This window comes from Pseudoalteromonas rubra (assembly GCF_004212645.1).
Lineage (GTDB): Bacteria > Pseudomonadota > Gammaproteobacteria > Enterobacterales > Alteromonadaceae > Pseudoalteromonas > Pseudoalteromonas rubra_G.
In genome coordinates this window covers 30740-44495 of the sequence record NZ_PPUZ01000030.1, presented here as the reverse complement: position 1 = coordinate 44495, position 13756 = coordinate 30740, and the positions used below count along the sequence as shown (strand labels likewise).

At 49.4% G+C, this 13756-nt stretch carries 12 protein-coding genes; 3 read left to right on the top strand and 9 right to left on the bottom strand.

The window, feature by feature from the left end:
• Positions 1-48 precede the first annotated feature (48 nt).
• On the top strand, positions 49-552 hold the full coding sequence (locus C3B51_RS10845; RefSeq protein WP_130245052.1) for a GNAT family N-acetyltransferase: 504 nt from the start codon (positions 49-51) through the stop codon (positions 550-552).
• Between the two features lie 63 nt (positions 553-615).
• On the opposite strand, the gene C3B51_RS10840 is transcribed toward C3B51_RS10845, so the two are convergent.
• The 7 genes from C3B51_RS10840 to C3B51_RS10810 all read right to left on the bottom strand — a co-directional run bounded on the left by C3B51_RS10840 (position 616) and on the right by C3B51_RS10810 (position 9855).
• Positions 616-864 carry a hypothetical protein gene (locus C3B51_RS10840; RefSeq protein WP_046004408.1) on the bottom strand — a complete coding sequence of 83 codons (249 nt, stop codon included), beginning with the start codon at positions 862-864 and terminating at the stop codon, positions 616-618.
• An 11-nt stretch (positions 865-875) separates the two neighbouring features.
• Positions 876-1721 carry a CsiV family protein gene (locus C3B51_RS10835; RefSeq protein WP_125779945.1) on the bottom strand — a complete coding sequence of 282 codons (846 nt, stop codon included), beginning with the start codon at positions 1719-1721 and terminating at the stop codon, positions 876-878.
• Complete coding sequence (gene mfd / locus C3B51_RS10830; protein WP_130245051.1) at positions 1718-5191, bottom strand: transcription-repair coupling factor; 3474 nt, start codon at positions 5189-5191, stop codon at positions 1718-1720. Before mfd ends, C3B51_RS10835 begins: the two co-directional genes overlap by 4 nt.
• Before the next feature lie 116 nt (positions 5192-5307).
• Positions 5308-6198 (bottom strand): carbon-nitrogen hydrolase, encoded by an 891-nt coding sequence (locus tag C3B51_RS10825; RefSeq protein ID WP_130245050.1) that lies wholly within the window; start codon positions 6196-6198, stop codon positions 5308-5310.
• A gap of 6 nt (positions 6199-6204) precedes the next feature.
• The gene (locus C3B51_RS10820) at positions 6205-7248 is read right to left on the bottom strand and encodes an agmatine deiminase family protein (RefSeq protein WP_130245049.1); all 1044 of its coding nucleotides are present in this window, start codon (positions 7246-7248) and stop codon (positions 6205-6207) included.
• Positions 7249-7302: 54 nt separating this feature from the next.
• Entirely contained in the window at positions 7303-7896 is a 594-nt protein-coding gene (locus C3B51_RS10815; RefSeq protein WP_130245048.1) for a PilZ domain-containing protein, read from the bottom strand.
• Between the two features lie 84 nt (positions 7897-7980).
• A complete protein-coding gene (locus C3B51_RS10810) occupies positions 7981-9855 on the bottom strand; it encodes a methyl-accepting chemotaxis protein (protein WP_130245047.1) in 1875 nt (624 codons plus the stop codon).
• A gap of 172 nt (positions 9856-10027) precedes the next feature.
• On the opposite strand from C3B51_RS10810, the gene C3B51_RS10805 reads away from it, so the two are divergent.
• Complete coding sequence (locus tag C3B51_RS10805) at positions 10028-10987, top strand: DUF4382 domain-containing protein (RefSeq protein WP_130245046.1); 960 nt, start codon at positions 10028-10030, stop codon at positions 10985-10987.
• A 49-nt stretch (positions 10988-11036) separates the two neighbouring features.
• On the opposite strand, the gene C3B51_RS10800 is transcribed toward C3B51_RS10805, so the two are convergent.
• The gene (locus C3B51_RS10800) at positions 11037-11864 is read right to left on the bottom strand and encodes an HDOD domain-containing protein (RefSeq protein ID WP_125717557.1); all 828 of its coding nucleotides are present in this window, start codon (positions 11862-11864) and stop codon (positions 11037-11039) included.
• 136 nt (positions 11865-12000) lie between these two features.
• Entirely contained in the window at positions 12001-13122 is a 1122-nt protein-coding gene (gene ald / locus C3B51_RS10795) for an alanine dehydrogenase (protein ID WP_046004416.1), read from the bottom strand.
• A gap of 139 nt (positions 13123-13261) precedes the next feature.
• Here ald and lrp point away from each other — a divergent pair, with 139 nt between their 5' ends.
• Positions 13262-13741: a leucine-responsive transcriptional regulator Lrp gene (gene lrp / locus C3B51_RS10790; protein ID WP_046004417.1), complete on the top strand. Its 480-nt coding sequence runs from the start codon at positions 13262-13264 to the stop codon at positions 13739-13741.
• The last annotated feature ends 15 nt before the right edge of the window (positions 13742-13756 follow it).

Below are 13756 nucleotides of genomic sequence, written 5' to 3'. Positions count from 1 at the left end.
AACACTTAATTAAGCAAATTGGTATAAGCTTTTGGATGATGGAACCCGATGCAAATTAAAACCCCCAGATTGCTGTTAAGGCCCGTGAATTATCGTGATGTATCGGCGCTGGTGGCGCTGCTAAACGACTCCTTGGTAAGCCAGTACAATGATTATGGCGATAAGTTGACGCAGCCAGAAGTCAGGGCGATGTTGCAGGCCGATCTTGAGGAATTCTACGAAGGGCGAGGCGGGCGCTTTGCCATAGAATACGACAATGAGTTTATTGGTACGCTCGGGTTGTACGATTACGACATAGACACAAAGCACATTTACCTCGGCATTGAGCTTGCTCCCCGGTTTTGGCGCCAAGGCCTGGCCTCTGAGGCACTCAGCGCGGCTTTGAATGCGCTGGAACAACTGGCTCCCGATTGCGAGGTTTCCCGGGTTGTTGGCAAGGTTTCAGAGGAGAATGCTGGCTGCCAGCGTTTATTACTGGGGTGCGGTTTTATGCAAATCAGTTGCGGGCGACTATGCGTTTTTGAGCTGCATACGAGTCAATTGCCTGTGTAGCTATAAAAAATACCCGGCTATGCAGCCGGGTATCTCAAATGCGTATTAATTAACGAGTAATGCTTACTCCAGCCCTTTTTTGCTATACAGGGTAACCTTATCCGATACCAGCGTTACTTTAATGTGTTTGCTGTCGTTTCCCCAGGTGCAGTTGGTGTGCAGGGTTTTCTCTTCACACTGATCTGCCGAGCCAAGGAGCTGCTCAAGTTCAGTCTTGTCCATGCCTACTTCGATTTTGTCGTAGTTTTCCATGCTTACTTTAGAGCAGGCGGCCAGGCCGAGGAGCAAAGTCAGGGTTAAAATTTTTTTCATAGTAGTTTCCGTCAGTGTCTGTATTTTCTGATTTGGAAGATGATCCCCATTTTGGGATGATCTAAATAATGGATGTCGCCGCTGTATACCCGGGTAAACTGAGACATTCTGGCGCTTTCTAAGTTGCCCTCATCACTTTTGTAATGATAGTCAAAGTTACTGGTGACGTATAAATAATGCCGCACGTGGATCTTCATCCAGCCTTGCAGCTCCCATTGTGCAGGGTCTTGTTCTTTTACCGCACGTGGTTCTGGCTGACCCAGCAGGCTGATAAAGCCATTATCGGGTGCATCCAGGCGGGCTACATAGCTGGCGGGTTGCTCGAACTTTTGTCCGCCGTAAACCAGTATGTTTGGCGCGCGCTTTTTACTTTGTTCTGGAAAGCGCCAACCGGTATGCAAAATAGGCTCAAGTCCTTTTCTTTTTAACTGGTTGAGCACCTTATCAAACCTAAGCTGTTCTTCATTGAGCAAATAGATGCTTTGCATATGCTCTTGCGGCTCAGCATAGGGCGTCAGCGGGAGTTGCTGGAATTTTTCCATATAGTCTGCGCCATCACCACAGTGCCAGGAGGCATCCTGCTGAACAAAGCGACTGGTAACCGGGCGCGTATCAAAACGGCTGTCGCCATTCAGGCAAGCCTGCTGGCCAGCACTGTTATAGCCTTTTGTGAGCAGATCCAGCGTTCGGTTTAAATCCAGCTCGGGGTTTTCTATCGTAAAGTCTTCGCGCAGCTGCTCGTTGTCCTTTTGAGCAAAGGCGATTAGCTCTACTTCAAACCAGCGTTTTGCGCTGGCAGGTGCAGAGGCAAGCATAGCTGTGCTCAGTATGGTCAGTGAAAGGGCCGTCCTTATCATGCCACCGCCTTTTTCTGAAAGTCGTCTATCATTGCATTTACCAGTTTTAAGCGTTCCTGACCATTTTTCTCTTCGATATTAAAGCGTAACTTACTGGCACCTTCCATGCGGTACACAGCCGGGTTGCTTTGTATCAGAGCAATGATGAATGTCGGGTTAACCGTAGTGCTGGCGCTGAATTCAAAGTAGCCGCCTTTTTGGTTGGCTTCTACTTTGGTGATCCCCAGTTTAGCCGCTTTTGATTTCAAAAGTTGGATACTAAAGAGGTTTTTCGCTGCATCCGGCAACAGGCCGAAGCGGTCGATAAGCTCAACTTTTAGCTCGTCCAGTGCTTCCTCATCATTGGCGCTGGCAATGCGCTTGTACATGCTCAGGCGCATATTTACGTCATGGATATAGTCATCGGGGAGCAGGGCGGGGATCTTCAGGTCCACATCGCTTTGCTGTTGTAACAGGTTCTCAAGGGTCGGCTCTTTGCCCTCTTTGAGTGCCTGAACGGCCTGTTCCAGCATTTCCATGTACAGGGTAAAGCCCACCGTCTGGATCTGGCCGCTTTGCTCATCACCGAGCAATTCACCAGCGCCCCGGATCTCTAAGTCGTGGGTGGCCAGGGCAAAGCCGGCACCCAGATCTTCAAGTGATTCTATGGCCTGCAGGCGTTTTACTGCATCTTTGGTCAGTGTCTGGCTGTTACGGGTGAGCAGGTAGGCATACGCCTGATGGTGGCTACGGCCAACCCGGCCACGTAACTGGTGCATTTGCGCAAGGCCCAGCTTGTCTGCGCGGTCCATGATGATGGTATTGGCAGACGGGATATCGATCCCGGTTTCTATGATGGTGGTACACACCAGCACATTGTGCTTCTGGTGATAAAAGTCACTCATCAGTTGCTCAAGCTCTTTTTCACGCATCTGGCCGTGGGCGATGGCAATGCTGGCTTCGGGCACCAGTGCGGCAATGTCGGCTGCGGTTTTATCTATGGTCTCGACATTGTTGTGCAGGAAGTACACCTGACCACCACGCTTGATCTCCCGCAGAATGGCTTCGCGAATAACGTCATCGTTGCGCTCCTGCACAAAGGTTTTAACCGCCAGGCGTTTTGCTGGTGGCGTAGCAATGATAGACAGGTCGCGCATGCCGCTCATGGCCATATTCAGGGTTCTGGGAATCGGCGTTGCGGTGAGGGTGAGTATGTCTACATCCGCGCGCAGTTGTTTGATTTTCTCTTTTTGTCTTACCCCAAAACGGTGTTCTTCGTCGACAATTAGTAGGCCTAAGTCTTTATACTTGATGCTCTGTTGCAACAGCTTGTGCGTACCAATGACAATATCGAGCTGGCCGTTTTCGAGTTTGTCCAGGGTGTCTTTTTGCTCTTTGGTGCTGTTAAAGCGAGACAATACGCCCACCTCAATAGGTAAAGAGGCAAAGCGGTCGCGGAAGTTTTCATAGTGTTGCTGCGCCAGCAAAGTGGTGGGGACCAGCACGGCGACTTGTTTGTTGTCGTTAATGGCCACAAATGCGGCGCGCATTGCCACTTCGGTTTTACCAAAGCCAACGTCGCCACACACTAGCCGATCCATTGCCAGCGGGGTTTGCATATCACCCAGTACCGCATCAATGGCGTTGCGTTGGTCGTCGGTTTCTTCAAACGGGAAGGTATCGCTGAATTCCCGATAGGCCTGACCGTCGAGCTTAAATAAATGGCCGGGTTTGCTCTGGCGCTTTGCGTAAATGTCCAACAGTTCAGCGGCAACATCACGGACTTTTTCGGCCGCGCGGCGCTTGGCTTTTTCCCATACATCAGAGCCGAGCTTATGCAGCGGCGCCGAAGCCTCTTCACCACCGGAATAGCGGCTTAGCATATGCAGCGCCGATACCGGCACATATAATTTGGCGTCGTTGGCATAGATGATGGTGACAAACTCAGTAGCAACACCAGCGGCGTCGATGGTTTGCAGGCCAAGGTAACGCCCAACACCATGGTCCAGGTGCACAATCGGCTGACCTTCTTTAAGTTCGGCCAGATTGCGAATGAGGGCATCCTGACCCTGATCGTATTTATGCTTACGACGACGGCGCTGCGACACCTTAATGCCCAGCAGCTCTTGTTCTGTGAGTATGCTCAGTGGCTTGTCACCATCAAGCAGTACCGAGCGCTCCAGCGGGCTGACGATCAGGCCTACATCGTTGCGTGCAGCGACAAAGTCGTTAAAGCTGTCGAATTCTTTGAGTTTCAGGCCGCTTGGCTTGAGCAAGGTCATCAGGGATTCGCGACGACCATCCGATTCCACGCTGAACAGCACCCGGCCTTTGTTCTTCTTCTGGGTGGCAATGTAATCCAGCAGGGGCTTGTAAGGGTCGGCCTGTTTATGGTCTACGCGAACATCGCTTACCAAACTGGCGCTGAGGTTAGTATGACCGGCTTTGGTGCCTAAGCTTGCTTCACTCAGGCGAATTCTGGGATAACGTGCAAAGCCCTCAAACAGGGTTTCGACGTTTTGATACAGGCGCACCGGTTCCAGCAGAGGGCGAAGCGGGTCAACTCGACGGCTTTCATAGCGTTTGTTAACATCGAGCCAGAACTCCGAGGCGGCCTGCTCAATATCACCCAGATGCATAAACACCGCTTGCTCTGGCAGATAGTCAAAAATCGTGGCAACTTGCTCATAAAACAACGGCAGATAGTATTCGATACCCGCCGGCCAGTTGCCCCGGGTAACCTGCATATAAATGGAATCCTGTTCGCTGCTCGCGCCAAAGGTCTCACGATACGCAATCCGAAATCGCTCTATGTCTTCGTCATTGGTGGGAAATTCATGGGCCGGTAACAGGTCGATTGATTTGATCTGCTCGCTGGAGCGTTGGGTTTCAATATCAAACAGGCGAATACTGTCGAGTTCATCATCGAAAAAGTCGAGTCTGAATGGCGTGGTGCTGCCCATCGGGAACAAGTCTATGATAGAACCGCGCACGGCAAATTCGCCATGCTCCATCACCTGCTGCACATTGCGATAACCGGCCTGTGCCAGTGTTTCTTTGAGCTTTTGTGCATCCAGCGAATCGCCTACTTTGAATTGCAGGGCGTTGCCGTAAATAAACTCTGGCGGTGCGGTTCGCAACATTAAGGTCGACACGGGCAGCAGTAAGACGCCCTGATGTTGTTGGCGCAAAGAGTTCAGACTGGCAAGACGCTGCGAGATAATGTCCTGGTGCGGCGAAAAATGATCGTAAGGTAAGGTTTCCCAGTCGGGAAAAACATGGACTTTGTCTTCGCCCAGCAAATAACCCAGCTCAGTCTCCAGGCGTAGCGCACTTGGCGTGTCGGGGGTAACGACCACGACCAGTGCATCATGTTGCCTGACGCCCTCGCTGATGGCAATGGACATGCTGCTACCAACCAGCTGGCCCCAATGGATTTTATCCTTTTGTGATTTGACCCAGGGAAGTTTGCTCCACTGCGCTGTTGCCATTCATATACTCCTGTTACTGCACGTTGTTTTTATTACACTGTGTTTTATTCAATACGCTTCTGCGATGATAAAACAGAACGGCCTGACTATATGTCTAGGCCGTTTGATGGGATGATTTAGTCCCGATAGATTTTGCAAAGATCCTGATAGTGGTCGATGCGACGATCTCTCAGGTACGGCCAGATGCGTCGTACCGACTCGCTGCGGCTTTGGTCCAGTTCAACCACCAGAAGCTGCTCTTCAGACTCGCTGGCGTGTGCCAGTAGTTCACCCTGAGGCCCGGCAACAAAAGAGTTACCCCAGAATTGGATCCCCTCGCTTTGGGCGCTAGGGTCAGTTTCGTGACCAACGCGGTTGACACTTAATACTGGCAGGCCATTAGATACGGCGTGGGCGCGCTGTGCGATCATCCAGGCGTCGCGCTGACGAATTTGCTCGTCTTTATCATCGCGCGGATCCCAGCCAATAGCGGTGGGGTAGATCAACATGTCAGCACCGGCCATCGCCATTAAGCGTGCGCCTTCGGGGAACCATTGATCCCAGCATACCAGTACACCTAGTTTACCGACTGAGGTTTGAATTGGGGTAAAGCCCATGTCACCCGGTGTAAAGTAGAACTTTTCATAAAAGCCGGGGTCGTCGGGAATGTGCATTTTACGATATTTACCGGCAATGCTGCCGTCGGCTTCAAACACGACCGCCGTGTTGTGATACAAGCCGGTTGCGCGCTTTTCGAAAAGCGAGGCAACGATCACTAGGTTCAGCTCTTTGGCAAGCTGGCAAAATAGGTCTGTACTTGGGCCTGGAATGGTTTCTGCCAGGTCAAAAAGGTCGGTGTCCTCGGTCTGGCAAAAATACAGGCTGCGATGAAGCTCCTGCAATACCACAAGTTTAGCGCCCTGGGCCGCCGCATCGCGGATCCCCGCAATGGACTTGTCCAGGTTGTTTTGTAGATCTGCACTATTGCTGTGCTGAACCAGTGCGACTTTTAACGTGTTGTTGCTCATTAAAATTTAGTCCTGTTTTAAAAATCCGGCGGGTAGCTGCATGGTAATACAGTGCAGGCTGCCAAACTGATGAATAATAGGCAGGCAGTCAATGCCAATCACGGTACGTTCCGGGTGAGCGCTTTGCAATTGAGTTAGCGCTTGGGCGTCGTTGTCATCGCCATATAACGGCATCAAAACGGTGTCATTGATGATCAGATAATTTGCATAGGTGGCCGGCAAACGGTCGCCTTCATCGTTAAAGACCGCTTTGGGCCAGGGCAGGGCAACCAGGTTGTAAGGTTTTCCTTGCGGGGTACGGAACGACTTAAGTTGCGTTTCCATGGCGCTCAGAGCCGCATAATGCTCATCCTGCGGGTCATCACAGCTGACATACACCAAAGTATCATTGGGTGCAAAGCGCACCAGCGTATCAATATGGCTGTCGGTATCGTCCCCTGCCAAAAACCCGTGGTCGACCCACAGGAACTGTTTTGCACCCAGTGTGTTAGCTAGCTCCTGCTCAAGGTCGGTTTTGCTCAGGTGCGGATTACGGTTTGGATTGAGCAAACATTCAGAGGTGGTTAACAGGGTACCTGCTTCGTCAATTTCAATACCGCCGCCTTCAAGTACCAGCTCGATGCGCTCATAGTGGTTTGCAGGGTTGATGACTTGAGCCTGAAGCTGCGCGTTAATTTGATTATCAAGCTCGGCGGCAAACTTATTGCCCCAGCCATTGAAGGTGAAGTCTTTTACAGACAGCTGACCCGATGCATCGCGCGTGGTGAGTGGACCATGATCGCGGGCCCAGGTGTCATTGCAGGGCGCATCCACAAACACAATTTGCGTCATGTCGACGTCCGCTGCAATCAGCGCTTCAGTAATGTGTACTCTGAGCTCGCTGTTGTGCGCCACAATAACCACTTTCTCAACCTGAGAGATGTGCTGACATAAAGCGATATAAACGGGTTCAACCTGGGGTAAAATATCTGCCCAGTCGGTATCTTGATGTGGCCAGGTGAGCATTACCGCATCTTGCGGCGCCCACTCAGGTAAAAGTGTAAAACTCATGGTGTTATCAATCAAAATTAGTAGACGACTAGTTTAGCACTGACAGCTTGGCTGTCAGCTATTTTGTTCGTTTTCGTCAGGCGACTGACGCTTTTTTAGCTGCCGGGTTTGGGCGTGTAAACTGGCTCTGACCAGCAGTTCCTGATCGTTATCTCGGATCTGAGTAAAAGCCAGAGTGTAGCGAAAGCCCATATCCACGGTTTCTTTGTCTATGACCTGCGCATAACAAAATATGGCACTGGCTTCGTGCTGCAAAAAAACCTTGGTTCTGAAATCCTGACCTATCTCATAGTCCTGCTCAAGCGTTGCGGTAATGCCGCCGCCTCCGTAGCTGTCGCATCTTAGCAGTTCGTCTTCAGGTTGCTCTGTGGCCAGAATATGGCTCATGATCAGGTCTATTTTACGCGACTGAGCTTGCAGGTAGGCGGCCAGGTCACTTGCTATATCGCCCAGGTTACGCAGTGGCCGCAGCGCATTTAAGTCCAGCTCATTGATTTCATTTGCCAGTCTGAACAGCGGTGGAATAGCCGCCTCCAGCTGTGCCTGGCTCTTTGGTACCATGTTGGCATCTACCGGGTACAAATTGATTTGGTTTGATTCGGCAATCTGGAAATATTGCTCGAATGTCTCTTTAAGGTCGCTATGCATATGCCGAAATGATACTGATACTGTCTTTATATCCATATACTAGCGAGTTTTAACCGCACTCGCTAGTATTATGCTGTGGCAAAATTAGACTCTGAACTGTTCTAACATATTTTCTTGCTTGGCAATTTTCTCTACCTGAGACTGCATGGTGTGATCAACGGCCTTAGCTTCATCAAAGACGGTGTCAGACAGGTTGCGAATTTGCGAGGCGTTATTATTCACCTCTTCTACCACATGCTTTTGTTCACTGATCATATCGGCAATGTTGACATTTAAATCCACAATACTGGCGATAGACTGACGGATAGACTCCAGCGCGTCGCGAGTATCGTTGGCTTTGCTGACCGACTTTTCCACAATACTCTGGCTCTGATTCATCACCCCAACGGCACTTTGCGCGCCGCTTTGCAATTGGTCAATCATGGCTTTGATTTCAGTGGTGGCTTCCTGAGTACGTTGCGCCAGGGTTCTCACCTCATCTGCCACAACGGCGAAGCCGCGACCCGACTCGCCGGCACGGGCGGCCTCAATGGCAGCGTTGAGGGCCAGCAGGTTGGTTTGCTCGGCAATGCCATTGATCACAGATAAGATCTGCTCAATTCCTGAAGAAGACACTTCCAGCTCGGCCACCACATCGACCGCTCGCTTAATTTGCACCGACAGCTCGGTGATGGCGTCGGTCGACTCAGCCACTATGGTTTCGCCATTACTGGCAAGGTTGTCGGTATTTTGTATGGCATCCGCAGCTTGCTGCGCGGTATCCGCCACTTGCTGCTCTGTGCTCGACATATTACTCGTCGCAGTTGTCAGCGTATTGAGGGCATTCAGTTGTTCTTCAATGGCCATGGTTGCCTGGTTTGCACCGGTGGAGGTTTGTCGGGCATCTTCTAACACTTCATGGCCAAGTTGCTGAATATCTGCGATCAGATTTTGCAGGCGCGAGGTAAAGCGATTAAAGTTTTCTGCCAGTGAGGCAAACTCAGGCTCGCTGGAGGCTTCAAGGCGTACGGTCAAATCGGCATGGCCCTGCGCGATATTAGCCATAGCAAGGTTTATATCCTCAAGTGGTTTTAGTAGTAAGTTGATCACCAGTGAGAGTACAACCACCGCTGCAATAACAGCGATAATCGAGAACAAAGTCGCGTCCTGCGCCATAGTGTCGACCGCGCTAAACACCTTGTCTTTTTCCAGTGCCACACCAACATACCAGTCTAGTCCATCCACATCTTTAAAAGTGACCAGATAGGTGCGGTTGTTCATTTTCACTTCCTGCACCGTTTGTGAAACCTGGGTACGGCCTAAAAATTCGCTTGCCTGCTGGCCATTAAGCTCTGTGTTGGGGTGGGAGATAATGGTACCGTCTTTACTGACCATAAAAGCAAAGCCGGAATCGAAAAGCTCGAACGAGTTGATCATATTGCCGAGCTTGGCCAGACTGACATCAAAAAAGATAGCGCCATGGAAACGGCCGGCTTTTTTCACAGGCGTGCCCACCGACACCACGATTTCTTTAGTGACAGAGTCGGCATAGGGCGCGGTTACAATGAGCTGATTTGCCTGCTTGGCACCAGCAAACCAGGGGCGCACTCGTGGATCCCAGGTTGGGCCCGGATCCCAGCCAGGGTCACTGGCCACATACTTGCCTGTGGCGTCTTCGCCGTAGCCTATCAATAAAAATGTTTCTTTAAGCTTAGGCTGTGAGATCAGTGGCAGGGCCTCCTGCAAGGTGTCGCTTTGTTCAACAAGGCCGGTGGTCAGGACTGCCAAATCAATGGCTCCTTGCATTTGCGAGGTCACAGTATTACTGATCCCCTGAATGATTTCTCCCACACTATCATTGACTTGTTGTTGTAGATTATCTTTCAGTAAAAAGTACTGTTTGAGTGATAGTAGTAACAGGGCCAGAAAGAGCACTGAGGCTGAAACGGCTATTACCTTAAATTTGAACTTCACAGGCATATCTCCTAACTGCTTCCCTCTATAAAGGTAAATCATTGACGGAAACTTTCAATTATTTAGGTATTTAAATCCAAAGAAGGGTTTGGCTTTAAAACAGGGTCGAGATATTAAAGTTACGTTCATAACAAAGTGACTACATTGAATTGTAAAATTAGCAATAAAGGGTTTGGGTATGTTACACAAAGTATATGGTCTGGCATTGGCTTCGGCATTTCTGGTTGCCTGTGGTGGCAGCGATAGCAATAGTGACTCTAATAATCAGTCGGATGTGCAGTCGGAACAAAAAACCACGTTTTCATTAGGGGTATCGGATGCGGCCGTTAATAATGTGGCACAAGTTAACCTGGTATTTAAAGAAGTTATTCTTAAAGGTGCCTCCGGCACAACGACTCGTTTTGAAACACTGGATGAGTCTGGCAACCCACAAAAAGTGAACTTGCTGGCCTACCAGGGCAGCAGCACTTTTGAACTGATTGCAGATACGGAGATTGACGCCGGCGACTATGAATGGATGCGCGTTACAGTGGTCAATGGCGTTGAGGGCGAAGTAAGCGAGATGCGCTCTCATGTCGTTTATGAAGATGAAAGTAGGGCCGCACTAGCTGTAAAGCGTAAAGGCAATGATGGTGAGGGTGAAATCCAAATCAACTCAGTGCTGGTTAACCAAGGTGAAAATGACTATGTCCTTGAGTTTGACTTAGGTAAAGCGCTGGTTAAAACAGGTAATAGTAGTACGGTCTATCTAAAGCCAACTGCCGTCAGGCTAGAAAATCAGGCGCTGGTATTTGATATTTCAGGTACTGTAACAGCAGATCTACAAACAGCCTGTATTGCCGATAATGCCGCTCTGGCACCGGCAGTCGGTGGGTTTAAGCAGGTTGTTTATTTGTATACCCAGACCGAGGGAGAGCTTGGGGATGTGCGTGAAGATGGTAGCGGACCTATGGCAACGGCTGTCATCAATCAGGAGGGTCAGTTTGAGATAGGCTTTGTACCCGCAGGGGATTATCAGATAGCGTATTCGTGCCTGGGACATCTGGACGACCCTGAGTCTGTAGACACCACGTTTACACTGCACTCCACGCAAACTGTTTCTTTGAGTCAGGATACGCAAGTAACTTTCTCAGAATAACCTAATGCGACTTTATTTATAAACCCGCTCTGGCTAGCTCGGAGCGGGTTTATTCACCCCAGAGTTCATCTAGCTCTTCATCGGACATTTCCAGGTAATCCATCACATCATCCTTGATAACCTGCCACTCGGGGTTTTGCTCGCTTACCGGGTTGGTCGATAAATAGGTCTTGTGACGGGCAATTTTTAAAATAGACAACAAGTCGTTCCCGAGACTATCCAGCTCTCCGGAAGTGAGAATACCGTCCACATCATGTTGATAATAAATTACATTAATCACTATTTTTGGCAGTCGCCATTGCTGTGCCAGTAAAGCGCCTATGGTGCCATGGCTGGTATGATATTGTGCGAACTCAAACTGACTGGCCTCAGTCCAGCCATCGGATTGTGCTTTATCCAGGACGCTCTGATAATCGTCAAAGTGCTGGCATAAAATCGGAATACCAACGCCATGAAACAAACCGAGCATATAAGCATGGTTAGCAAGCGCAGGGCGATTAATTCGGTTGCAGATGATGGACGCATGTTGTCCAATCTCCGACTGGGTTTCCCAAAAGTCGCCGAGCGCTGGTGGTAAGTCAACGGATGACTTTAAAGCAACGGCTTTCACTAGGGGAATAAGGCGCTTCAGACCGAGTATCATCACAGCCTGCTCGATAGACTCGATTTCTCGTGAACGCCTGAATGCAGCAGAATTCACTACCTGTAAAATGGCCGCACTAATCGCCACGTCGCTTTGCAGTATATCGGAAATTTTTGTGATGTTGGGTTCAGGCTGTTTCGCTTCTTCTGAAAACTGCAATAACGCCTGAGGGCGCGGAGGGATATTGACCGTTTTTAAAATGAGTTTTTCTTGCTGTGTGAGGGAAATGGCCATGCAACACTACCTGTACAACTGACTATTATAAAAAGATAGTCAATAATCTACGGTGCAGGCAACTCTCTGTTTCAGGGCGCTGTAAAAAGCAAAAAGCCCCGCGTGAGCGAGGCTTTTGAAATGCTATACGTCTCTGTTATACGTTAGCAAGCGCTGCACGTGCGTCAACATATTCCATGTTGAAACCTTCAGCAACTTCTTTACAGGTGATCTGACCTTTCATTACATTCAGACCATTCAGGAAGTGCTGATCAGCAAGCAGGGCTTCTTTATAACCCAGGTTCGCAAGCTTGATGATGTAAGGCAGAGTTGCATTGTTCAGTGCGAATGTAGAAGTACGTGGTACGGCACCTGGCATGTTAGCAACACAGTAGTGAACTACGTCGTCAACAATGTAAGTTGGCTCTGCGTGTGTAGTTGCTTTAGAAGTGGCAATACAACCACCCTGGTCGATAGCAACGTCAACAATGGCAGCGCCTGGCTTCATTGCTTTGATGTGATCTGCAGTAACCAGCTTAGGCGCAGCAGCACCTGGGATAAGTACACCACCGATAACCAGATCAGCTTCCAGTACGTGCTTCTCAAGCGCATCAGCAGTTGAGTAGATCACTTTTGCCTGGCTACCGAACTGAGCGTTCAGGCTACGTAGTACGTCGATGTTACGGTCAAGGATAGTCACGTCAGCACCCAGACCAACCGCCATTTGAGCTGCGTTACGGCCAACCATACCACCACCGATAACAACCACTTTAGCTGGCTCTACGCCTGGTACGCCGCCAAGTAGCATGCCACGACCTTCACGAGACTTTTCAAGTGCCTGAGCACCAGCCTGAATAGACATACGGCCAGCCACTTCTGACATAGGTGCAAGCAGAGGTAGGCCGCCACGTGCGTCAGTCACTGTTTCGTATGCAATACAGATTGCGCCGCTCTTAACCAGGTCTTCTGTCTGAGGCAGATCAGGTGCCAGGTGCAGGTAAGTGAACAGGATTTGATCTTCACGAAGCATCGCACGCTCAACAGCCTGTGGCTCTTTCACTTTCACGATCATGTCTGCTTCTTCAAAAACCTGTGCTGCCGTGTCACGGATCTCAGCACCTACCTGAATGTAGTCTTCATCTGTGAAACCGATACCGATACCGGCATTTGTTTCTACTATTACCTGGTGGCCGTGATTAATCAGCTCACGAACACTTGCTGGAACCATACCAACACGGTACTCGTGGTTTTTTATTTCTTTAGGTACACCAATAATCATAACAATTCGCCTCAATTAAGAACGGGGTAAAAATTTTCGACCATTATAGATATGGTTTGCTAGTATGTCCTACCTTTTTTGGTATACTCAGTAGTTATTAACACTGCATTAAGTAAATATTCAGGATAAAAAACTGATCATGCATACTCAGTTAGATAGAACCGATAGAAAGATTTTAGTTGAACTGCAAAAAGACGGACGAATTTCTAATGTAGAATTAGCCAGAAGGATTGGACTCAGCGCAACACCTTGCCTGGAGCGGGTCAAAAAGCTTGAGCGTGAAGGCTATATAAAAGGATATAAGGCCGTGGTAGACCCGGTAAAACTTGGTCAGGGGCTGCTGGTGTTTGTTGAAGTTACGGTCAATAAAAATTCGCCCGACGTATTTGACCGGTTTAATCAGGCGGTAAAGCAACACGACGAGATTATTGAATGCCACCTGGTATCCGGCAACTTCGACTATCTATTAAAAACCCGGGTAACGGATATGTCTGAGTATCGAGGCGTGCTGGGTGAGATATTATTAAAACTGCCCAGTATCAGTGAAAGCCGTACCTATGTTGTTATGGAAGAAGTAAAAGGTGAGCAAGGTGAAGTGATAAAACCTTGTGCACCCTAGGGAATTTCTTGCTAA